This window comes from Sphingomonas sp. DC1600-2 (assembly GCF_049897605.1).
Taxonomy (GTDB): Bacteria; Pseudomonadota; Alphaproteobacteria; order Sphingomonadales; family Sphingomonadaceae; genus Sphingomonas.
Genome location: NZ_JAFCWO010000008.1, coordinates 81,997 through 101,365, shown reverse-complemented (window position 1 = coordinate 101,365; position 19,369 = coordinate 81,997). Strand labels below are relative to the sequence as shown.

The window sequence follows — 19,369 nt, the reverse complement described above, 5'->3', positions numbered from 1 at the left end:
CCGCCCGCCAGCAACTGGTCGAGAAGCTCATTCGGTATCGCAGGTTCTTTGCGTCGGGACATATGGGATCTCCTCTTTACCCATTATGCCCGCCCACACACGGAAATCCTGACAGTCCCGTCCATCGTCGGCTGCATGAAGCCGGCCTGCCGGTCGCGCTCGCCAATCCGCTGCGTGCGCGGCTGTTCGCCCAGGCGTCCGGCACGCTCGCCAAGACCGATGCGATCGATGCCGCGATGCTGGCGCGCATGGCCGAGCGGCTTGGCCCCGATCCGGTCGCCCCGCCGACACCGGCGCAGGAGGAGCTTCAGGAACTCGCCAGCGCCCGCCAAGCCGCAATCGCTGAACGCACCGCGCTCGGCAATCGCCTCGCCGCTGCCACCAGTGCCTTCCTGCGGCGCGAACTCGCCACCCGCCTGCGCACGCTCGAGCGCCATATCGCCCGGCTCGATAGCACGATCGAAACCATGATCCGGGCCGATCACGAGCTCGACCGCAAGGCCCGCATCCTGCGTTCAATCCCCGGCGTCGGCCCCGTCACCTCGCTCGCCTTCCTCGCTCCGCTCGGCGAACTCGGCCGCATCACCGCCAAGCAGGCCGCAGCCCTTGCCGGGCTCGCTCCCTTTGCGCGTGATAGCGGGACATCCCAGCCAAAGCGCCGCATCCATGGCGGGCGTGCCCAGCTCCGCTGCGCTCTCTACATGGCGGCGCTGAGCGCCAGCCGCCGCAACGCCGATCTCAAACGATTCTACCAAGGCCTCATCGAACGCGGCAAACCCGCCAAACTGGCGCTCGCGGCCGTCGCCCGCAAAATCGTCGTCCTTGCAAACACCCTCATCACTGAAAATCGACACTGGACGAACGTCACCCCTTGACCGCCAACACAGATGCTCGACTACGCTCGAAACGAACGGACAGGGGGTACGATGGTCGTGGGGCCTCCCTCTTATTGCAAAACGAAAAACGCCAGCGATGCCACTGCCATCACGGCTGTGGCGATCCAGCCGATGACGATCATCGGCCAGGGCAGCGTCAGCCGGCCCATGATGCGGCGGTTGGTGGCGATCAGCATCATCACCGCCATCAGCGGCGCGGCCAGCACGCCGTTGACCACCGCGCTCCAGTAAAGCGCCTTGATCGGGTCGATCTCGGTGAAGTTGAGCGCGACCCCGCCCAATGTGGCAGCGGCGATGGTCGCGTAAAAGGCACGCGCCTCGCGCGGTTTGCGGCGCAGGCCCGAGGTCCAGCCCAGCATCTCGGACACGCCGTACGCAGCCGACCCAGCCAGCACCGGCACGGCCAGCATCCCCGTCGCGATGATTCCAACGGCGAACAGCGCGAAGGTAAACACCCCGGCGATCGGGCGCAGCGCTTCGGCGGCCTGCGACGAGGTCTTGATATCGGTCACCCCGTGCGCGTTGAGCGTGGCGGCGGTGGCGAAGATAATGAAGATTGCGATCAGGTTGGAAAAGCCCATCCCGATTACCGTGTCGTTGCGCACGCGCGCGAGCTCCGGGCCGGCCGCGCGGGGGGTGATGCACAAGGGCTTGGCATTGCGGCGGTGCATTTCCTCCACCTCCTGCCCGCTTTGCCAGAAGAAGAGGTACGGCGAAATCGTGGTGCCGAGGATCGCGACCAGCGCCATCGCATGGTCGGCGTCCCACGTCATGCCTGGCAGTACGGTGCTTTTCAGCGCGATCGACCACGGCACCTGCGCTGCAAACACCACCGCGACATAGGCGAAAAGCGACAGCGTCGCCCATTTCAGGATTGCGGCATAGCGTGGGTAACTGACGAAGGTTTCCAGGACGATACACACGACGCCGAAGGCGATCGTATAAACCAGCTCCGGCCCGCCAAGCAGCAGACGCAACGCCGCCCCCATCGCGCCGAGATCGGCACCGAGATTGATGACATTGGCGACCAGCAGCAGCAGCACGACCGCGCGCAGCAGATAGGGAGAATAATGCCGCCGCAGATTCTGCGCGATGCCGCAGCCGGTGACGAGGCCGATGCGCGCCGCGATCTCCTGCGTCACCACCATCAGCGGGTAGCTGAACAGCATCGTCCAGGCGAGGCCATAGCCAAATTGCGCACCGATCTGGCTGTAGGTGGCAATGCCGCTCGGATCGTCATCGGCGGCACCCGTAACGAGGCCGGGGCCAAGGGCGGCCAATATGTTTGCGGGGGGCGCGTCGTCGGGGCGATCGTGAGAAGGGCTTGGCATAACAGAGGGCTAACAGGTCGTGCGCGCGGAAGCGAGATGGCGGTGCGTTTGAACAGTGGCAGCCCCGCACCCACTCCCCTATATGGCGCGGCATGACCGAAATCACCGTCGCCGCGCTGCAGCTCGCCTTCACGTCCGATCTGGACGCCAACATCGCCCATGTCTCCGACCTCGTGCGCGAGGCGGCGGGCAAGGGCGCGCAGGTCATCCTGCCGCCCGAATTGTTCGAGGGCGAATATTTTTGCCGGGTCGAGGATGAAGGGCTGTTTTCGAACGCCAAGCCCGTGGGCGAGCACAAGGCGGTGTTGGCGATGCAGGCGCTCGCGCGTGAACTGGGCGTCACCATCCCGACCAGCTTCTTCGAGGCCGATGGCCCGCACCATTACAATTCGCTGGCGATGGTCGGCCCCGATGGCGCGGTGCAGGGCGTGTATCGCAAGAGCCATATTCCCGATGGGCCGGGCTATGAGGAGAAATTCTATTTTCGGCCCGGCAATACCGGCTTCAAGGTGTGGCCGGGGCCAGATGCCACGACGCTAGGCGTCGGCATTTGCTGGGACCAATGGTATCCCGAAACCGCGCGCGCGCTGATGCTGATGGGGTCGCAAGTGCTGTTCTTCCCGACCGCGATCGGCAGCGAGCCGCACGATACCTCGCTCGACACCGCGCGGCTGTGGCGGCGCGCGATGGTTGGCCATGCGGTGTCCAACGTCGTGCCCGTGGTCGCCGCCAACCGCGTTGGCGTGGAGCATGGTCAGACCTTCTACGGCACCAGCTTCATCACCGACGAGCGCGGCGACATCCTGGCCGAACTCGGCCGCGAGGAAACCGGGGTGATCGTGGCCACGCTCGACCTCGACCGCATCAAGCGCCACCGCGCCGCCTTCGGCTTCTTCCGCGACCGGCGGCCCGAGCTTTACGCGCGGTTGGTGCAGGACATCTGAGCTTCCCACCGTCATGCGCTAGGATCTGTCCATGGAAATCGAAGTCAGCGCCGAAGCCAAGGACAAGCGGCTCAACCGCTGGGTGGCGATGACCGTCGTCATCCTGTCGGTGTTCATGGGGCTGGGCAACATCAAGGACGGCAACATCGTCCAGAACATGGCGCAGGCCAAAGCCGATTCGGTCGATCACTGGGCGCAGTATCAAGCGACCAAGACCAAGATCCACATCAACGAAACCGCGCGCGCCGAGTTGGTGGTGCTCTCGACCACACCCGCCGCGCGGGCGGCAGCGGCCAGCGCGATCGCCGGGCTTGACCGCGACATCGCCAAATATCGCGCCGAAGTGCCGGTGCTGGCCAAGCAGGCGCAGGGCTTGGCTGACCGCTATGACGCGCTGAACGTCCATGACGACCAGTTCGACGCGAGCGAGGCGCTGATCGCCACCGCCATTTCGATGGCGGCGGTGGCGGCGCTGGCCGAGAGTTTCTGGTTGCTCGTGGCCGGGTGGGTGTTCGGCAGCTTCGGTCTGTTTATGGGGGTGTGCGGCTTTGCCGGCTGGGCGTTCCACCCCGATGTGCTGAGCAATTTCCTCGGCTGAAACGCGTCAGCGGCGCGGCGTCCCCACTTCGGCGCGCACCACCAGCGGTTTCTGGCAGCCATCGACCGTGCGCAGCACCGCCGCGATTTGCTGCGCGGGCGGTTCTTGCCCAAGCGGGCGAATGCTGGCGGTGGGGAGCGTGTCACTAGCCACGATGGCACCGTAATGTTGACACATCGGCTTGACCGCAGCCGTTCGGGCCTCGGGCGCGGCCGCGATCATCATGGGTGCCAACACCATCAAAGGGACAATCCGCATTGAAAGCCTCCGTTCAGAAGGCCGGATCATAACCGCAAAACGCCGTTACTGCGAGTCCCGCAGTTCCAGCGCCCGCGCGAACACTGCTTCGAACATCTCGGTCGTCAGCCGCCCGGTATTCTGATTGTAGCTGGAACAGTGATAGCTATCGATCAGGATACGGCCATCGGGCATGCGGTGTTCGGCAAGGTGGCCGAAGCGGCATTTGGGCAGCTTGCCGCCGAGCATCTTGACCGCTGACTGGTGCGCGGTCTGGCCCAGCGCCACTAAGATGCGCGCGTGCGGGAGTGCCGCCGCCTGCCCCTCCAGGAAGGGGCGGCAGGTGCGGATTTCCTCGGGCGTCGGCTTGTTCTCGGGCGGCAGGCATTTGACCGCGTCGAGGATCATCGCGCCGTCGAGCGCCAGCGTATCGTCGGGCTTGCCTTCATACTCGCCGGTGGCGAGGCCGAATTTGGCGAGCGTGCCGAACAGCAAGGGCGCGGAGCGATCCCCGGTGAACGGGCGGCCAGTGCGATTCGCGCCATATTGCGCGGGCGCGAGGCCGATGATGCCGAGCCAGGCGGCAGGGTCGCCAAAGGCGGTGACGGGGCCGTTCCACCAATCGGGATGCTCGGCCTGCAGGCTTTCGCGCAGGGCGACGAGGCGCGGGCAGCGCGGGCAATCGCGTGGGGGTTCGGTTTCGGGGATTGGGCTGGGTGCGAAGTTCATCAAGGTGCGATAGGCGTGTTTCGGTGCAAAGCTCAACCTATGCCATCGCCCTCGGGTCCAACCGGTGTGGCCGCCACGGCGGCCCGGTCGCCGAAGTGCGCGCGGCGATCGCCGCGCTGGACGGCGTAGTCGCAACGTCCCCGATTATCGGTAGCGCGCCGCTCGGGCCGTCGATCCGGCGCTTCGCCAATGCGGCGGTGCTGCTGGAGAGTGCGCTGACGCCGCCGCAGATGCTCGCTCGATTGAAAGCGATCGAACGCGCGTTCGGGCGGCGGCGTGGCGCGCGTTGGGGCGCGCGGGTGATCGACCTCGACATCGTGCTGTGGTCGGGGGGAATGTGGTCGACGGCAGGGCTGACCGTGCCGCATATCGCCTTTCGCGAGCGCGGCTTTGTGCTTGATCCATTACGCACGATCGCCCCCAATTGGCGCGATCCGGTAGCGGGCCGGACCGTCCGGCAGCTTCATGCGCGGCTGAACAAGCCGCAACCCCTGGGTTGACCGCGCCCGAACGCGCTCCTAACGCAAGCGCCGAGTGGGCCCGTAGCTCAGTTGGTAGAGCAACGGACTTTTAATCTGTAGGTCTCGGGTTCGAGTCCCGACGGGCCCACCATTCCCAAAGATCGGTCGCAGTTCCTTGCATCGCTGCCCCGCTGTCGGCGGCAAACGCCACCGGCAGCGGGGCTGGACGTTATGCGATCGTCGGAATGATCCCGCCTTCGGCGCGGATCGCCGCACCGTTGGTAACGGCGGCGAGCGGGCTGGCCAGATAGGTCACGATCGAGCCGATTTCGTCGGCGTCGATCAGGCGGCGGATCAACGAGAGCGGACGCAGCTTCTCGAAGAATTCGACCTCCTGCTCGGCCGCTGAGGCGTCCTTATTCTCGACCACCGACTGGATGAAATCGACGATCCCTTCGGAGCGGGTCGGCCCTGGCAACACCGAATTCACGGTCACCCCGGTTCCGCGCGTTTGTTCGGCCAGGCCGCGCGCAATCGACAATTGCGCGGTCTTGGTCATGCCGTAATGGATCATCTCGGCGGGGGGCAGCAGGCCGCTCTCGCTGGCGATGAAGATCACGCGGCCCCAATCGCGCGCCAGCATGCGCGGGAAATAATGCCGGGCGAGGCGGATGCCGCTGACCACGTTGACTTCGAAAAAGCGATGCCATTCCGCATCGCTGACCTCGACGAACGGTTTCGCTTCGTAAATGCCGAGATTGTTGACCAGAATATCGACCTCGGGCGCGGCGGCAATCAATGTTGCGGCACCCTCGGCCGTGGCGACGTCGGCGAGCACGCCGCGCACCGTGCCGAGCGCGGCGACTTCCGCGACTGCCGCGTCGAGCTTGGCCTGGTCGCGCCCGCTGACAATCACGGCGACCCCTTCCGCCGCGAGCCGCTTGGCGATCGCAAGACCGATCCCGGCGGTCGACCCTGTCACGATCGCCGTCTTGCCGTTGAGTTGCAGGTCCATCGTCATTTCCTTGCGTTGTTGTGGATGCTGCAAACGTAAGGCGACCGTACATTCGTGATTAGAATGCGGGATTACATTTCAGAAGTGATTCGATATCATGAAAACCGATGGACAACCGGCTTGGCGATATCGAGGTTTTCCTGGCGGCGGCGCGCGCGGGCCGTTTTGCCGCCGCTGCCAAAGAGCTACGGCTGACTCCGTCGGCGGTCAGCCGCAGCGTCGCCCGGCTCGAGGCGCGGCTGGGCGTCGTGCTGCTGCGCCGGACGACGCGCTCGCTTGCCTTGACCGTCGAAGGCGAAACCTATCGCGAGCGCATGGCGCGGCTGGTCGCGGACATGGCCGAGGTGGAAAGCGGCCTGGGGCGCGAGACGCAGACCCCGCGCGGGACGCTGCGAGTCAATGCGTCGGTGCCGTTCGGTACGCAGTGCCTGCTGCCGCTGCTGCCCGCCTTCACGGCGCGCTATCCCCATGTCCTGGTCGATCTCGCTTTGTCGGATGCACTCGTCGATCTGGTGGAGGAACGCGCCGACATTGCGATCCGGATCGGGCCGCTGCGCGACACCCGCTTGCGCGCGAAGAAGCTTGGGCACAGCAAGATGCTGCTGGTCGCCAGCCCGTCCTATCTCGCGCATTATGGCATGCCGCAAACGCCAGACGATCTCGATACGCATCGCTGCCTGCAGTTCAGCTTTCGGCGATCGGTCGATGGCTGGCCATTTCGGCTTGGCCAGCGTGTCGTGCACCGCGTGGTTGAAAGTTGTTTTCTCGGCAATTCGGGCGATGTCGTCCGCCTGATGGCGGTGGCCGGTGGCGGGATCGCGCGCCTCTCCCGCTTTCACGTCGCGGAGGATTTACGCGGCGGGCGGTTGGTCGAAGTGTTGGCCGCCTATAATCCGGGCGATGGCGAGGATATCCATGCCCTCTATTCGGCGCAGGACCGTCTTGCCCCGCGCGTGCGGGCGTTGCTCGACTATCTGGACGAAGCGCTGATCCTGCCCGGCTGATTCGTCGCGAGTCGCAGAATGGAGCGCAAATGGGTCGTGTTTGCGGTATCCAAAACGGTGCTACGGCGTTCCACCCGCAGGGAGCGACAGTGATGACCCAGATAATGGTGGACGTAACGGCATTGGGCGGCGGCACTGTGCTGTTGCTGGCGGTGGTGCTGGCGGGCGGCTTTCTTGCGGTGCAGCGGCGCTGGTTGACGCTGGTGCTGGTGGTGGTCGGGACGACGTCGGGGTCGATCGCGGTGACGCTGATCAAGGGGCTGGTCGCGCGGGTGCGACCGCCGCTCGACGAACGGCTCGTTGCGGTGTCCTCGGCCAGCTTCCCGAGCGGCCATGCCGCCAACAGCGCGATCGTCTACCTCACCTTGGCGTTGCTGCTGGTGCAGACGGTGCATGGACACGCGGCGCGTGTCTATATTCTCGCGGCAACGGCGGTGCTGGTGGTGCTGATCGGGGTCAGCCGTCTCTATCTGCACGTGCATTGGCCGAGCGACGTCGTTGGCGGCTGGGTGTTCGGTACGATTTGGGCGCTCGGCTGGTGGGCGCTTGGCCGCAAATTGGGGGCGGACACCCGCGCTCAGCGGCCGTAAGTTCCGCCGCTTCATTCATCGCGCAGCAATCTTGTACGGCGCACCCGCCCACACGGTCGAATCGTTTCCGGGAGACGACGAATTGACCTTGATATAGTATTACATAACATCTATCGCACTGCAGCATCGTTCTCTGAAAGGCCGTCCCCCGCATGTTTCGAGCCACCTTGTTGTCCAGCGCCGCTCTGTTGTTTTTCGTGCCTGCCACTGCTTATGCCGATACGGTAGCCGCTCCGGCTGCGACGGCGGATGCGCCGGGTGCCGCGACCGACAAGACCAACGGCGGACCGGATATCGTCGTGACCGGGCGGCTTGATGCCGCGCGCGCCTCGATCCAGCCTAGCCTCGGTGCGACGACCTACACCATCACCAGCGAGACGATTCGCGCCTTGCCCGGCGGTGACAATCAGCAGCTCAACCAGATCCTGCTGCAATTGCCGGGCGTGGTGCAGGATGGCGGCGGCCAGTTCCATGTGCGCGATGACCATAACAACCTGCAATATCGTATCAACGGCACGATCCTGCCCGAAGGCGTCGCCGTGTTCGGGCAGACGCTGAGCCCGCGCCTGGTCGAGCGGTTCGATCTGCGCACCGGCGCGCTGCCCGCGCAATATGGGCTGCGCACGGCGGGCATCATCGACATCACCACCAAGAATGGCTTCAAAAATGGTGGCGAAGTGTCGCTTTATGGCGGCACCAACGACACCATCCAGCCGAGCTTCGACTATGGCGGCTCGACGGGCAAAACCAATTATTTCGTTACCGGCAGCTACAAGCACAGCAATATCGGGATCGAGGCGGTCGATGGCGGCCGCACCCCGCTGCACGACGACACCGACCAATATCAGGGCTTCGTCTATGTCGACCACACGCTGAACGAGAACAATCGCGTGTCGTTCATGGGCGGCTATTCCGACCAGAGCTTCCAGATTCCCAATCCGCGCGGCCTCACCCCCAGCCACGGCTATAACGTTGGCGGCGTTACCAATTTTCTCAGCGACACTCTCGATGAGCGGCAGCACGAGCGCACTGCCTTTGGCCTTGCCAGCCTGTTGCACGATGCCGGCCCGGTCACGCTGCAGGCATCGCTGTTCGCGCGCTATTCCAGCTTGCGCTACACACCCGATACGCTCGGCGAATTGCTGTTCAACGGCATCGCGCAAAAGGCGTTCAAGCAGGACTTCACCTTTGGCGGTCAGGTCGAGGGTGTGTACCGCGCCAGCGATGCGCATACCCTGCGCGGCGGCGTGATCGTGTCGCGCGACCGCAGCAACAGCCAGACCTCGAGCCAGGTGTTCCCGGTGGATGGCACAGGCGCGCAAATCGGCCAGCCGATCACGGTCGTCGACAATGGTGCCAAGACCGAAATGACCTACAGCGTCTATCTGCAGGACGAATGGAAGATCGCCGCGCCGTTGATCGTCAATTTCGGTGGGCGCTTCGACCATTATGACGGCTATCGTTCCGAATCGCAGTTCTCGCCGCGCATTAATGCCGTGCTCACACCGTCCAAGGGGCTGACGCTCCATGCCGGCTACGCGCGCTATTTCTCGCCTGCGCCCTTCTCCAATGTCGCCACCAACAGCGTGTTGAAGTATCGCGGCACCAGTGCGCAGGCACCGGGCGATGACGGCGTCAACCCGCCGCTCGCCACCGTGCCCTTTGCCGAGCGGCAGGACTATTTCGATATCGGTGCCGAACAGAAGATCGGGCGGGTCACGCTCGGGATCGACGCGTACCACCGGCGCTCGAAAAATCTGGTCGACGAAGGCCAGTTCGGTGCGCCGATCATCCTGACGCCGTTCAATTATGCGCGCGGGCGGATCGACGGGATCGAAGGCAATATTTCCTATCAGCACGGCCCGTTGTTGGCTTATGCCAATTTTTCCTACGCCAAGGCGAAAGGGTTTTCGATCGCGTCGGGCCAGTTCAATTTTTCGCCCGATGACCTGGCCTATATTGCGAAGAACTACATCTATCTCGACCACGACCAGACCTATACCGGGTCGGCGGGCGTGTCGTACCGGTTCGATCAGGGCTTTCTGCGCGACAGCCGCGTGGGCGGCAGCATGATTTACGGGTCTGGCCTGCGCAAGGATGGCGACGTGCCCAATGGCGGCAAGCTGACGCCCTATGCGGTGTTCAACCTGACCGCGAGCCATGAGTTCAAGGGGCCGGGCGTGACGATCCGTGCCGACATCATCAACGTGGCCGACCGCGTCTATGAAATCCGCGATGGGTCGGGCGTGGGCGTGGGCGCACCGCAATTCGGTGCGCGCCGCGGCTTCCTGTTCGGGATCAGCAAGACGATCTGATGCCGTGTCCCCCTCCCGCGTGCGGGAGGGGGAGCGCACCATCAGCCGATGGTTACCCCGACGATCTGCCAGCGGCCATCGACGCGATCGAGCGTGACCGTTTCGATCGCGTCGGCCTTGTTGGCGAAGCTGGTGCGGAATTTGACCATCGTATAGCCGGCCGGCGGTGCCGGGACGTCCTCCTCGCTGACGAATCCCCGCGAGATCACCGCGCCAAGCGGCACGCGAACCTGCTGCGAGGTCCGCGACCAGACCTGCAACGTGTTCTGCTTGCGGAACGCCGGGCCGGTGCCGCGATAGCTCGCGTCCCAGTCATAATGGTCGACAAGGTCGAGCCAGTTGAGCGCCGCCGCCACCGCCTCGGCATGTGCCGGTGCAATGGTCGCGGTTGGCGGCGCGGTCGTGGGGCTCTGCGGCAGCGCGACAAGCACCAGGAGGGACAGGACAAGCGTCATGAGAACGACTCCGATCAGACGGGAGGAGGGGCGGTAGGTGCGCCCCGCGCCGACGACCGGCGTGCCGTCCTGATCGTCGTGGGGGGCGGTTGCGTCGTCCCCGATTCGCACGTCCCCTAAGAAATCGGGGGGCAGAAACCCCGCGCCGCCCTCGGCGTCGAGCAACAGGCGTGCGGCCTCGCGGCTGCTCGAAACCGCCATCTTCCGCCGCGCATCGCGCAGGCGTTCGTTGATTGTATGGACCGACAGGCCAAGGTTGCGCGCGACCGATTTCGCGTCATGCCCGCGCACGATCAGGCGAAGCGTCTGCTTTTCCTTTTCGGTGAGCGCCCAAAAGGCGTCTTTCCCCGGCATCTCCATGCCTTGGCCTAGGTCGCGGACGGTAGCGCGACTACCCCCAAAAATTCGTGGGTGCGCGCGGCGGTCTAGCGATCGCCCAACTTGCGTTCCCACGCCAGCGCATCGCGCACGATGAGATCGAGATCGGCACGCTTGGGCGTCCAGTCGAGCGTCGCCAGGATCGCGCGATTATCGGAGACGAGTTCGCCCGCATCGCCCGCGCGGCGACCCTCAATGACGCGGTTGAGTTTGTGGTTGGTGACGCGGTCGACCGCGTCGAGCACTTCGAGCACCGAGAACCCCTTGCCATAACCGGCATTCAGTGTGTGGCTCTTGCCCGGTTCGGCGATCAGCAGGTTGAGCGCCGCGACATGCGCCGCCGCCAGATCGCTGACATGGATATAGTCGCGCACGCCAGTGCCATCGGGCGTGTCGTAATCGGTGCCATAGACCCCGACGGTCTCGCGCTTGCCGAGCGCCGCCTCTACCGCGATCTTGATGAGGTGGGTCGCCCCGATGGTCGATTGCCCGCTGCGCTGCTGCGGATCGGCCCCCGCCACATTGAAATAGCGCAAGGCGGCATAGTTCATCGGATGCGCGGCGGCGACATCGCGCAGCATCGCCTCGGTCATCAGCTTGGAGGTGCCATAGGGGTTGATTGGCACGGTCGGGTCCGTTTCGGCCACCGGCACCTTGGCGGGTGTGCCATAGGTTGCGGCGGTCGAGGAAAAGATGAAGTGCTTCACGCCCGAAACCACCGCGCTTTCAATCATCGCGCGGCTGGCGACGGTGTTGTTGCGATAATATTTCAGCGGATTGCTGACCGATTCGGGCACGATGATCGATCCGGCGAAGTGCATCACCGCCTGCACGCCGTGGTCGCCCAGCGTCGCGCGGACGTGCGCATCATCCTCGATCTCGCCGCGCACCAGCGTCGCACGGGGGTCGACCAGCCAGTCAAAGCCGGTGCTGAGATTGTCATACACCACGACGCGGTGCCCCGCATCGAGCAACGCCAGCACCGCATGGCTGCCAATATAGCCCGCTCCGCCCGTTACCAGTACCGATCCGTCCAGCATTCTACCCTCGCTCTTTTTGTCCGGGCCCCGCGTCCCTATCTTGCAGCCCTAAACGAGGAGCGAATGATGGCAAGCGAAGTCGCAACCCTGGCAGGCGGATGTTTCTGGTGCACCGAGGCGGTGTTCAAGGACGTGATCGGCGTGGAGCGCGTCGAAAGCGGTTATATCGGCGGCAGCGTTCCGCATCCGACCTACAAGCAGGTGTGCGGGGGCGATACCGGCCATGCCGAGGCGATCCGCGTGACTTTCGATACCGATCAGGTGTCCTATGGCGACATCCTCGACATGTTCTTTGCAACGCACGATCCGACGCAGCTCAACCGCCAGGGCAATGACGTCGGCACGCAATATCGCTCGGCGCTCTTCCCGGCGGACGACGCGCAGCGCGCCGAGGCCGAGGCGGCCAAGGCGCGCGCGGCGGCGGACTGGCCGGCCCCGATCGTCACCACGATCGAGCCGATGGGCGAATGGTATCCGGCCGAGGATTACCACCAGCAATATTGGGAAGGCGAAGGCCAGCGGAACCCCTATTGCCTGGCGGTGATCCCGCCCAAGCTCGCCAAGCTGCGCAAGAGCTTCGCCGCGCGGTCCAAGGCGGCGGTGAGCGCTTAGGGCTTCTTCTCTCTGCGCGAACAGAAGGTTTGTTCGCGCAGAGGCGCGGAGGACGCGGAGGGTGTCAGGTGTCGCGGTGCGCCGCGCGCCGCAGACGGTCGTTAATGGCTTCGCCGATGCCGTCGTTCGGGATTGGCGCGATCGCTATGGTCGTGCTCGGTGATGCGTCGGCCTGGTAGAGCGCGTCGAACAGCTTGGCGGCGGCTTCGATGAGGTTGGCGGTGGGCGACAGGTTGGTGTCGCCCGCGATTGTGCCGAAGCCGATCAGATAGTCTCCGTCCGTCGCTTCGGTCGCGTTGAGGCGGAGCGCTTTGCGCGGCGCATAATGGCTGGCGAGTTGGCCGGGGGCGACGATTGTTGCCCCCTCCCTCCACCCCGGCGAAAGCCGGGGCCCAGGAGAGATGGCGGTTGTGGCGGGTGCTGCACGCAATGATTCCCCGCTCGCGACTGGGCCCCGGCGTTCGCCGGGGTGATCGTCCGGGGTTGGGAGGGTGCCAAGAACCCCAGCCAGCGCATCCGCCGTAATCGGCCCCGGTCGCAGGATCTCGCGCCCCAGCACGATCGTCGATTCGAGCCCCGCCTCGGTCGCGCCGTCGTCCACCACCAGCGGAATGCGCCCGCCGAGGCTCGCAACGACATGCTCGGCGCGGGTCGGGCTGATCGCGCCGCTGGCATTGGCCGAGGGCGCGGCGAGCGGCTTGGCGGTGGCGGCGAGCAGCGCACGCATCGCGCGGTGGGCGGGCACGCGCAGCGCGATCGTCGGCAGGCCCGCCGTCACCAAAGCGGCAATCCCGGCATCGGCGCGGACGGGCAGCACCAACGTTAGCGGCCCCGGCCAGAACGCTTCGGCCAGCGCCAGTGCGGTCCCATCGAACGTCGCGATCGCCTGCGCTGCCGCCAGATCGAGCACATGCACGATCAGCGGGTTGAAGCTCGGTCGCCCTTTCGCCGCGTAGATCCGCGCGACCGCGTGCGAATCGGTGGCGTCGGCGGCAAGGCCGTAGACCGTCTCGGTCGGGATCGCGACCGGCTGGCCCTCCGCGATCAGCGCGGCGGCGGCGGCGATGGCAGCCGCGCCGTAGGGTAAGGTCTGCGTCGCGCAAGGCGGGTTTGGCGTGGTCATTATCGCGGGCTATAGCCGGGCAAAGCCTGTTGCATAAGAGGATGCCCGATGTTCACCCCCGCCACCGCCGATCAGCGCTTCGTGCTCGATCATGTCGTCGGCATTGCCGATCTCGCCGCCACCGACCGTTTCGCTGCTGCCAGCGATGACGTGGTCGATGCCGTGCTCGAAGGCGTTGGGCAACTGGCGGCGGGCGAATGGGCACCGCTGCTGCGCGCGGGCGACACGGTTGGCGCGAAATGGACGCCTGAAGGCGTGGTGATGCCCGAGGGCTTCGTGAAGGCCTATCAGGATTATGTCGAGGGCGGCTGGGGCACGATCGGCGTGCCGGAAGAGTTTGGTGGGCAGGGCCTGCCCTTTGCGATCCAGACCGCGGTGCTCGATACGCTCGGCAGCGCCAATATGGGCTTTGCGCTGGCGCCTACGCTGACGGTCGGCGCGATCGAGGCGCTGGCGCATCATGGCAGCCCCGAACAGCAGGCGCAGTATCTGCCGCACCTCGCCACCGGCGCATGGACCGGCACGATGAACTTGACCGAGCCGCAGGCGGGCTCCGATGTCGGCGCGCTGCGCACCCAGGCCAAGCCGCTCGGTGACGGCAAATGGAGCATCAAGGGCACCAAGATCTATATCTCGTTCGGCGACCATGACATGGCCCCCAACATCGTCCACCTCGTGCTCGCGCGCACGCCGGGCGCCCCCGCCGGGACCAAGGGAATTTCGCTGTTCCTGGTGCCAAAGTACCGGCTGAACGCCGATGGCACGCCGGGGGACTTCAACGACGTCCGCGTCGTCTCGATCGAGCATAAGATGGGGCTGCACGCCTCGCCGACCTGCGTATTGAGCTTCGGCGATAACGACGATTGCATCGGCGAGCTGATCGGCGGCGAGTTTGGCGGGATCCGCGCGATGTTCACGATGATGAACAATGCCCGGCTCAATGTCGGCTTGCAGGGCGTGCAGGTCGCCGAGGCCGCGACGCAGGCGGCGGTCGGCTATGCGCTGGAGCGCGTGCAATCGCCGCGCGCCGGATCGGGCAGCGCCGAGCCGGTCAAGATCGTCGAGCATCCCGATGTGCGCCGCATGCTGCTGCGCATGAAGGCGCAGACCCAGGCGGCGCGCGCCTTGGTCTATTATGCCGCGAGCCAAGTCGACCGCGCGACGCTCGGCCAAGCGGGCGGGCAGGAGCGGCTCGATATCCTGACCCCATTGGCCAAGGCGCATGGCACCGACATCGGCAATGAAGTCGCCAGCCTCGGCATCCAGGTGCATGGCGGGATGGGCTATATCGAGGAGACGGGCGCGGCGCAGTTCTTCCGCGATGCGCGTATCACTCCGATCTATGAAGGCACCAACGGCATTCAGGCGGCCGATCTGGTCGGGCGCAAGCTCGGGCTCGACAATGGCGGGGTGTTTGCGCGCCTGATCGCCGATATGCGCGCCGAAGCCGAGGATGCCGGGCTGCGCACGCTGATCGACGCCTGTGACGAGATCGGGCGCGGCATGGCGGGGCTGTCGGCCGATGACAAATTGGCCGCGAGCTATCCCTTCCTGACGATGCTGTCGGTCGCGGTGTGCGGCTGGCTGATGGAGCGGTCGGGCCGGATCGCCGCCACCGCCGAAGGCGACCGCGCGTTCCTGAGCATGAAGGTGGCGGCCGCGCGCTTCTATGTCGCACAGATCGTGCCCGAGGCGCTGGGGCTGAAGGCGGCGGCAACCGCCACGGCGGACGTGCTCTATTCGGTAACGGCGGAGGCTTTCGCTGCATGAGCGAGACCGCCTTCGATCTCGACGCCTATCTCGCCCGCATCCGCCTGCCTGCCCGCCCGACCGTCGATTCCTACGGTCTGGCAGCGTTGCAGCGCGCGCACCGTCTGGCGATTCCGTTCGAGAATCTCGACGTCTTGCTCGGGCGCGGCATTGCGATCGACAGCGACTCCGTCTTCGCCAAATTGGTGACGGCCGGGCGCGGCGGTTATTGTTTCGAGCATAACCGGCTGTTCCTCGATGCGCTGGCGGCGTTGGGCTTCGTCGCCAGCCCGGTGCTCGCGCGGGTCTGGCTGGGGGCGACCGATGTGCCACCGCTGACGCACACCTTCAGCCTCGTCACGCTCGGCGAAGAGCTCTGGATTGCCGATGCCGGTTTCGGCGGCAGCTATACCCCGCCGATGCCGCTGATCGCCGGGACAGAGGTGACCGCGCCCGATGGTGCGACCTTCCGGCTTGAGCAGAACGATGCGCATGGCTGGATGCTGCTGCGCGACGGCGATGCGGCCACCACCGACGGACGCGGCACCGGCAGCGGGTTTCAACCGCAATATAGTTTCGCGCCCGTGCCGGTGCATCCCACCGATCTCGCGCTCAGCAACCATTGGACGTCGACCGCGCCCCAAAGTCGCTTTCGCCAGGTCGGCGTGGTCAGCATCGTGCTACCCAACGGCTTGGCGTCGCTGACCGACGCGCGCTATCGCCGCCGTGCGGGGGGCGAGGAAACGCAAGCGATCATCACCGATCCGCGCGTCTACCGGATGCGCCTCAGCATGATGTTCGGCATTACGCTGAGCGCCGAGGACGTGGCGGCGCTGGGGGTGGTGGAGGCGTAGCCAAACGCGGCACTCTTCCTCAGATCCGTTCGGGCTGAGCCTGTCGAAGCCCCTGCGCACGGCTTGCGACGGTGCTCCCTTACGGAAAGGTGCCCTTCGACAGGCTCAGGGCGAACGGTTGTAACAGGTGCGAACGGAGTGTGTGTGTGTTTAGGCCTTTTCGCGTTCCAGCAGATCCGCGGCATCGAGCCCGAGCAGATCGATATGCGCGGCGATGCGCGGCCAGCTGGTTTTGACGAAATGCTCGCGCTCGGCCGCGCGCAGCTTTTCGGCGGCACCGGGCAGCACGAACATGCCGACGCCGCGCCGCACCTCGACATAGCCATCGTCCTGAAAACTCTGATAGGCCTTGGCGACGGTCAGCGGGTTGGCGCCATGTTCGGCGGCAAGCGCGCGGACCGATGGGAGCTGGTCACCCGCGCGAAAGTCCCCGCGCAGGATCGCCGCGGAAATGGTGCCGCGCAGCTTGATATAGACCGGGCTGTCTTCGCTGTTCAACGCTGTCATGCTACCCTAATACAGCAATGGTCGTTTCTGTCCAGTACTTCAGCCATCCCACTTTGTGATGATCGCGCTCGGATCGGGACGGGGGCGCTCCTCCAGCGGGCGGCTGGGCGTGCCGAGAAAGAAGAATCCGGCGATCCGTTCCGGCTCTGCGCCGAACGCATTGCGCACCGCGTCCGAATAGCTCGGCCAGCCGGTCAGCCAGCCGCCGGTAAAACCCAGCGCATGCGCCCCGTGCAGCAGGTTCATGCCGACTGCGCCGACCGACAGTTCCTGTTCCCACAGCGGGATATGGCTGGTGGTGCGCGGCGAAAAGAGCAAGACGACGAGCGTGGGGGCCTGGTGCGCGAATTGCTCGAGCGCGGCGATCTCGGTCGTGGCGGCCTGCGGGCGTTCGGCGCGATAGGCGGTGGTGATGACGTTGGCGAGCGCGTCGCGCTGTTCGGGGGCCACCACCACGAAGCGCCACGGGGCGATCTTGCCGTGGTCGGGCGTGCGCGCGGCAATGGTGAGGATCTGGTCAAGCTGCGCCGCATCGGGGCCGGGCGCGACCAAATCGCGCGGGCGGCCAGAGCGGCGGGTGGCGAGAAGCGAGAGCGGGCTGGTGCGGTCGTTGAGCATCGCGATCCCATAGCGGCCACGCAGGCATATTTACACACCCACGATTGGCGTTAGTCTCTGCGGTAACCAACGGTGTCGGCTTTACGGACACTGCGCCATTTCAGGGAGCTTCTTACATGGTGGATACCCCGACCGCGGACACCCCGCGCGAGCCGGATATTACGCACGTCAATCCGGCGACGGGCGCGACGTGGTTCGGCCATCCGCGCCAGCTCGCCCGGCTGTTCACCACCGAAATGTGGGAGCGCTTCGGCTATTACGGCATGCGCGCGCTGCTCACGCTGTACCTCACCAAGCATTTCGTGTTCGGCGATCGTGCCGCGACCGGTTTGTACGGAGGCTTCACCGCACTCGTTTATCTGACCCCATTGGTGGGCGGCTATCTCGCCGATCAGTATCTCGGCTCCAAGCGGTCGGTGAAGTTCGGCGCGATCATGATGGCGGTCGGCTATTTCACCTTGTGCTTCGGTGGGCAGACGGCAGTGCCGTTCGCGACAATCGACGGCCAGCGCTATGATGTGCAGGTCGAAGCCAAGGGCAGCACCGAACAGCGCTACATCGTCGACCACGGCAAAAGACTGCAAGTGAAGGGCAATGACGACGGCACCGTCTCCTTGCTCGCGCCCGACGGCAGCACCGCGCGGACGATCGCCAAGGACGGCTTCAAATCGGATGCCGAGCGCAGCCCGCTGTTCGTGACGATCATGCTCCTCGCGCTTAGCCTGATTTCGGTCGGCAACGGCTTCTTCAAACCCAACATCTCGACGATGGTCGGCGAGCTTTACCCCCAAGGCGATCGTCGCCGCGATTCGGGTTTCACCATTTTCTATATGGGAATCAATCTCGGGTCGCTCGGATCGCAGATCCTGTGTCCGATCCTCGCCGACACCTTCGGTTGGTGGGCGGGCTTCGGCCTCGCAGCGGTCGGCATGCTGATTTCTTATGCGTTGATCCAGTTCGATGGTGGCAAGCTCAACGGTTATGGCGAGGCTCCGGTGCGCAGCGGGCCCGATCGCGCGCTGCCGATCTATATCGGTGCGCTGGTCGCGGTGCCGGTCCTGTATTTCCTGTTCACCAATTTGATGAATGCGGTGCCGCCGGTGCCGGGCTCGGGCTTTATCGGCTATCTTGCGTCGCTGTCGCTGATGGGCAAGTTGCTGTTCGGCACCTTCCTCATTTCGATCCCGGGCATCCTGATCTGGTCGTTCGTGGTGGGCGACCGCCGCGAATTCCAGATGATGCTGGCGGCGATGGTGTTGATCGTGTTCAACGTCGTGTTCTGGACGCTGTTCGAGCAGGCCGGTTCGTCGCTGACGCTGTTCGCCGATCGCAATACTGATTTGCGGCTGTTCGGCGATTTCGCGATCTCGGCACCGCAGACGCAGTTCTTCAACGCCTTCTTTATCGTCACGCTTGCGCCGGTGATGAGCGTTTTGTGGACGGCACTTGCCAAGCGCGGGCTGGAGCCATCGATTCCGGTCAAGTTCGGCATCGCGCTGATCGGGGTCGGTGCGGGTTTCCTGTTCCTGGTGCTGGGCGCGGGGTTTGCCGGCCCCAATTTCCAGGTCGGCATATGGTGGCTGGCCGGGCTCTACTTGATCCACTCGGTTGCGGAATTGTGCATTTCACCCGTCGGCCTGTCGATGATCACCAAGCTGTCGATCGCGCGGATCGTCGGATTGATGATGGGCGTGTGGTTCCTGTCGATCTCCTGCGCGCAATATGTCGCCGGGATCGTCGCGCAGTTCGCCAGCGTCGATACGGTCGGCGGCGAGGTAACCAACCTGAAGGTCAGCCTCGACACCTATACGGGCACCTTCACGACCATCGCCGAAGTTGCGATGGCGTTGGGCGTTCTTCTGCTATTGTTGGCCTGGCCGCTGAAGAAGTGGATGCACGGCGTCAAATAGGGG

General features: G+C 65.1%; 20 protein-coding genes and 1 tRNA gene. 12 read left to right on the top strand and 9 right to left on the bottom strand.

What is annotated here, in order from left to right:
* Positions 1 to 62: 62 nt before the first annotated feature.
* Complete coding sequence (locus tag ACP7BL_RS14490) at positions 63 to 875, top strand: IS110 family transposase (RefSeq protein WP_426258672.1); 813 nt, start codon at positions 63 to 65, stop codon at positions 873 to 875.
* Positions 876 to 946: 71 nt separating this feature from the next.
* On the opposite strand, the gene ACP7BL_RS14485 is transcribed toward ACP7BL_RS14490, so the two are convergent.
* The gene (locus ACP7BL_RS14485; protein ID WP_426258668.1) at positions 947 to 2,176 is read right to left on the bottom strand and encodes an NRAMP family divalent metal transporter; all 1,230 of its coding nucleotides are present in this window, start codon (positions 2,174 to 2,176) and stop codon (positions 947 to 949) included.
* 143 nt (positions 2,177 to 2,319) lie between these two features.
* Here ACP7BL_RS14485 and aguB point away from each other — a divergent pair, with 143 nt between their 5' ends.
* Together aguB and ACP7BL_RS14475 are read left to right on the top strand one after the other, a co-directional pair.
* Complete coding sequence (gene aguB, locus ACP7BL_RS14480; protein WP_426258667.1) at positions 2,320 to 3,171, top strand: N-carbamoylputrescine amidase; 852 nt, start codon at positions 2,320 to 2,322, stop codon at positions 3,169 to 3,171.
* A 31-nt stretch (positions 3,172 to 3,202) separates the two neighbouring features.
* The gene (locus tag ACP7BL_RS14475; protein ID WP_426258666.1) at positions 3,203 to 3,769 is read left to right on the top strand and encodes a DUF4337 domain-containing protein; all 567 of its coding nucleotides are present in this window, start codon (positions 3,203 to 3,205) and stop codon (positions 3,767 to 3,769) included.
* A gap of 6 nt (positions 3,770 to 3,775) precedes the next feature.
* On the opposite strand, the gene ACP7BL_RS14470 is transcribed toward ACP7BL_RS14475, so the two are convergent.
* Positions 3,776 to 4,027, bottom strand: a complete 252-nt coding sequence (locus ACP7BL_RS14470; RefSeq protein ID WP_137902456.1) for a hypothetical protein — start codon at positions 4,025 to 4,027, stop codon at positions 3,776 to 3,778.
* A 45-nt stretch (positions 4,028 to 4,072) separates the two neighbouring features.
* Positions 4,073 to 4,735, bottom strand: a complete 663-nt coding sequence (locus tag ACP7BL_RS14465; protein WP_033966803.1) for a uracil-DNA glycosylase — start codon at positions 4,733 to 4,735, stop codon at positions 4,073 to 4,075.
* Positions 4,736 to 4,758: 23 nt separating this feature from the next.
* Here ACP7BL_RS14465 and folK point away from each other — a divergent pair, with 23 nt between their 5' ends.
* Together folK and ACP7BL_RS14455 are read left to right on the top strand one after the other, a co-directional pair.
* Positions 4,759 to 5,235, top strand: a complete 477-nt coding sequence (gene folK, locus ACP7BL_RS14460; protein WP_137902455.1) for a 2-amino-4-hydroxy-6-hydroxymethyldihydropteridine diphosphokinase — start codon at positions 4,759 to 4,761, stop codon at positions 5,233 to 5,235.
* Between the two features lie 36 nt (positions 5,236 to 5,271).
* A tRNA-Lys gene (locus ACP7BL_RS14455) sits at positions 5,272 to 5,347 on the top strand.
* Positions 5,348 to 5,425: 78 nt separating this feature from the next.
* On the opposite strand, the gene ACP7BL_RS14450 is transcribed toward ACP7BL_RS14455, so the two are convergent.
* Complete coding sequence (locus tag ACP7BL_RS14450; protein WP_033966802.1) at positions 5,426 to 6,211, bottom strand: SDR family NAD(P)-dependent oxidoreductase; 786 nt, start codon at positions 6,209 to 6,211, stop codon at positions 5,426 to 5,428.
* A gap of 107 nt (positions 6,212 to 6,318) precedes the next feature.
* On the opposite strand from ACP7BL_RS14450, the gene ACP7BL_RS14445 reads away from it, so the two are divergent.
* From ACP7BL_RS14445 to ACP7BL_RS14435, 3 genes are all read left to right on the top strand, one after another.
* Entirely contained in the window at positions 6,319 to 7,215 is an 897-nt protein-coding gene (locus ACP7BL_RS14445; protein ID WP_033966793.1) for a LysR substrate-binding domain-containing protein, read from the top strand.
* A gap of 92 nt (positions 7,216 to 7,307) precedes the next feature.
* A complete protein-coding gene (locus tag ACP7BL_RS14440; RefSeq protein WP_033966791.1) occupies positions 7,308 to 7,805 on the top strand; it encodes a phosphatase PAP2 family protein in 498 nt (165 codons plus the stop codon).
* A 152-nt stretch (positions 7,806 to 7,957) separates the two neighbouring features.
* Positions 7,958 to 10,120: a TonB-dependent receptor gene (locus ACP7BL_RS14435; protein WP_137902454.1), complete on the top strand. Its 2,163-nt coding sequence runs from the start codon at positions 7,958 to 7,960 to the stop codon at positions 10,118 to 10,120.
* Positions 10,121 to 10,161: 41 nt separating this feature from the next.
* Here the strand turns inward: ACP7BL_RS14435 and ACP7BL_RS14430 are convergent, their stop codons facing one another.
* Together ACP7BL_RS14430 and galE are read right to left on the bottom strand one after the other, a co-directional pair.
* Entirely contained in the window at positions 10,162 to 10,929 is a 768-nt protein-coding gene (locus tag ACP7BL_RS14430; RefSeq protein ID WP_137902453.1) for a helix-turn-helix domain-containing protein, read from the bottom strand.
* 71 nt (positions 10,930 to 11,000) lie between these two features.
* Complete coding sequence (gene galE, locus ACP7BL_RS14425; RefSeq protein ID WP_426258665.1) at positions 11,001 to 11,993, bottom strand: UDP-glucose 4-epimerase GalE; 993 nt, start codon at positions 11,991 to 11,993, stop codon at positions 11,001 to 11,003.
* Between the two features lie 66 nt (positions 11,994 to 12,059).
* Between galE and msrA the strand changes: the two genes are divergently transcribed.
* Positions 12,060 to 12,605 carry a peptide-methionine (S)-S-oxide reductase MsrA gene (gene msrA / locus ACP7BL_RS14420; protein ID WP_426258664.1) on the top strand — a complete coding sequence of 182 codons (546 nt, stop codon included), beginning with the start codon at positions 12,060 to 12,062 and terminating at the stop codon, positions 12,603 to 12,605.
* A 64-nt stretch (positions 12,606 to 12,669) separates the two neighbouring features.
* Here the strand turns inward: msrA and ACP7BL_RS14415 are convergent, their stop codons facing one another.
* The gene (locus ACP7BL_RS14415; RefSeq protein WP_426258663.1) at positions 12,670 to 13,728 is read right to left on the bottom strand and encodes an L-threonylcarbamoyladenylate synthase; all 1,059 of its coding nucleotides are present in this window, start codon (positions 13,726 to 13,728) and stop codon (positions 12,670 to 12,672) included.
* 48 nt (positions 13,729 to 13,776) lie between these two features.
* Between ACP7BL_RS14415 and ACP7BL_RS14410 the strand changes: the two genes are divergently transcribed.
* Both ACP7BL_RS14410 and ACP7BL_RS14405 read left to right on the top strand, forming a co-directional pair.
* Positions 13,777 to 15,498, top strand: a complete 1,722-nt coding sequence (locus ACP7BL_RS14410) for an acyl-CoA dehydrogenase (RefSeq protein WP_426258662.1) — start codon at positions 13,777 to 13,779, stop codon at positions 15,496 to 15,498.
* Positions 15,495 to 16,331, top strand: a complete 837-nt coding sequence (locus ACP7BL_RS14405; RefSeq protein ID WP_426258661.1) for an arylamine N-acetyltransferase family protein — start codon at positions 15,495 to 15,497, stop codon at positions 16,329 to 16,331. The genes ACP7BL_RS14410 and ACP7BL_RS14405 overlap by 4 nt, the downstream gene beginning before the upstream one ends.
* 150 nt (positions 16,332 to 16,481) lie before the next feature.
* On the opposite strand, the gene ACP7BL_RS14400 is transcribed toward ACP7BL_RS14405, so the two are convergent.
* Both ACP7BL_RS14400 and ACP7BL_RS14395 read right to left on the bottom strand, forming a co-directional pair.
* Positions 16,482 to 16,838 (bottom strand): GntR family transcriptional regulator, encoded by a 357-nt coding sequence (locus ACP7BL_RS14400; protein WP_010406195.1) that lies wholly within the window; start codon positions 16,836 to 16,838, stop codon positions 16,482 to 16,484.
* 39 nt (positions 16,839 to 16,877) lie between these two features.
* On the bottom strand, positions 16,878 to 17,456 hold the full coding sequence (locus ACP7BL_RS14395) for a nitroreductase family protein (protein WP_426258660.1): 579 nt from the start codon (positions 17,454 to 17,456) through the stop codon (positions 16,878 to 16,880).
* A gap of 116 nt (positions 17,457 to 17,572) precedes the next feature.
* On the opposite strand from ACP7BL_RS14395, the gene ACP7BL_RS14390 reads away from it, so the two are divergent.
* A complete protein-coding gene (locus ACP7BL_RS14390; RefSeq protein ID WP_426258659.1) occupies positions 17,573 to 19,366 on the top strand; it encodes a peptide MFS transporter in 1,794 nt (597 codons plus the stop codon).
* Positions 19,367 to 19,369: the final 3 nt, after the last annotated feature.

What these genes read in the sequence shown, in the direction of transcription:
- ACP7BL_RS14490 (WP_426258672.1), top strand. Translation starts at nt 63, where the DNA reads ATGGGATCTCCTCTTTACCCATTATGCCCGCCCACACACGGAAATCCT.
- aguB (WP_426258667.1), top strand. Translation starts at nt 2,320, where the DNA reads ATGACCGAAATCACCGTCGCCGCGCTGCAGCTCGCCTTCACGTCCGAT.
- ACP7BL_RS14475 (WP_426258666.1), top strand. Translation starts at nt 3,203, where the DNA reads ATGGAAATCGAAGTCAGCGCCGAAGCCAAGGACAAGCGGCTCAACCGC.
- ACP7BL_RS14470 (WP_137902456.1), bottom strand. Translation starts at nt 4,027, where the DNA reads ATGCGGATTGTCCCTTTGATGGTGTTGGCACCCATGATGATCGCGGCC.
- ACP7BL_RS14465 (WP_033966803.1), bottom strand. Translation starts at nt 4,735, where the DNA reads ATGAACTTCGCACCCAGCCCAATCCCCGAAACCGAACCCCCACGCGAT.
- ACP7BL_RS14450 (WP_033966802.1), bottom strand. Translation starts at nt 6,211, where the DNA reads ATGGACCTGCAACTCAACGGCAAGACGGCGATCGTGACAGGGTCGACC.
- ACP7BL_RS14445 (WP_033966793.1), top strand. Translation starts at nt 6,319, where the DNA reads ATGGACAACCGGCTTGGCGATATCGAGGTTTTCCTGGCGGCGGCGCGC.
- ACP7BL_RS14440 (WP_033966791.1), top strand. Translation starts at nt 7,308, where the DNA reads ATGACCCAGATAATGGTGGACGTAACGGCATTGGGCGGCGGCACTGTG.
- ACP7BL_RS14435 (WP_137902454.1), top strand. Translation starts at nt 7,958, where the DNA reads ATGTTTCGAGCCACCTTGTTGTCCAGCGCCGCTCTGTTGTTTTTCGTG.
- ACP7BL_RS14430 (WP_137902453.1), bottom strand. Translation starts at nt 10,929, where the DNA reads ATGCCGGGGAAAGACGCCTTTTGGGCGCTCACCGAAAAGGAAAAGCAG.
- galE (WP_426258665.1), bottom strand. Translation starts at nt 11,993, where the DNA reads ATGCTGGACGGATCGGTACTGGTAACGGGCGGAGCGGGCTATATTGGC.
- msrA (WP_426258664.1), top strand. Translation starts at nt 12,060, where the DNA reads ATGGCAAGCGAAGTCGCAACCCTGGCAGGCGGATGTTTCTGGTGCACC.
- ACP7BL_RS14415 (WP_426258663.1), bottom strand. Translation starts at nt 13,728, where the DNA reads ATGACCACGCCAAACCCGCCTTGCGCGACGCAGACCTTACCCTACGGC.
- ACP7BL_RS14410 (WP_426258662.1), top strand. Translation starts at nt 13,777, where the DNA reads ATGTTCACCCCCGCCACCGCCGATCAGCGCTTCGTGCTCGATCATGTC.
- ACP7BL_RS14405 (WP_426258661.1), top strand. Translation starts at nt 15,495, where the DNA reads ATGAGCGAGACCGCCTTCGATCTCGACGCCTATCTCGCCCGCATCCGC.
- ACP7BL_RS14400 (WP_010406195.1), bottom strand. Translation starts at nt 16,838, where the DNA reads ATGACAGCGTTGAACAGCGAAGACAGCCCGGTCTATATCAAGCTGCGC.
- ACP7BL_RS14395 (WP_426258660.1), bottom strand. Translation starts at nt 17,456, where the DNA reads ATGCTCAACGACCGCACCAGCCCGCTCTCGCTTCTCGCCACCCGCCGC.
- ACP7BL_RS14390 (WP_426258659.1), top strand. Translation starts at nt 17,573, where the DNA reads ATGGTGGATACCCCGACCGCGGACACCCCGCGCGAGCCGGATATTACG.